At 42.2% G+C, this 756-nt stretch carries 1 protein-coding gene; it reads right to left on the bottom strand.

From position 1 onward, the window contains the following. A partial coding sequence (locus A3761_RS00245; protein WP_082870126.1) for a pseudouridine synthase occupies positions 1-682 on the bottom strand: 682 nt, incomplete at its 3' end. Positions 683-756: the final 74 nt, after the last annotated feature.

The raw sequence follows: 756 nt of genomic DNA, 5'->3' as shown, positions 1-756 counted from the left end.
CTAATGTCACGTTTTGCCCCGTCACTGGGTGATTGAACGTAAGTTTGGTCGCTGCCAATAATAAACGATGACTATCAAAATTTTCTTTGAATAGACGGTTGTGCTCACCTTTCCCATATTTTACATCACCGATAATTGGGTGGCTGATGTGTTTTAGGTGGCGCCGAATTTGATGCTTTCTGCCGGTTGTGGGCTTCAGTTGGATGTGGCTGTATCGTGAACTGGGGAAGCGCCCATCTGAGAATGGCAGCTCAAAACTGCACATTCGTTCATAATGTGTGACAGCTTCTTTAGGGTCTTTTTTTTGAAGTTGTTTTTGCATGTGTTTGAAAACTGCGATTTCTTTTAGAGGGTGATTGATCTCTCCATTGGTGGGAGTATACCCGCGAACGATTGCTTGATATGTCTTATTGACCAAGCGGTTTTCAAAATCTGAGCTAAGCTGAGAGGCGATCTCGGAATGCAGAGCAAATAGGAGTAGCCCTGATGTCGGTTTATCCAAACGGTGTACCGGATAGACCCACTGATCAATCTGGTTTCGCAATATTTTCATAGCATAGCTAGTTTCATGCTTGTCGATGGGACTTTTGTGTACCAGTAAACCTGCAGGTTTTTGTATAGCAATTAGGAACTTATCTTGGAAGATAATGGATAATTGCTCAGTAGCTTGTGTATCGGGCATTTGCATAACGATTGTTCTATAAAAAGAAATCAGTTTTCTGAAAGGCCATATTCTAGCACTGTACTGGATTCGTT

This window comes from Oleiphilus sp. HI0123 (genome assembly GCF_001635315.1).
Note: the sequence above shows the minus strand (reverse complement) of the source record. Positions and strands in the feature narration are given on the sequence as shown.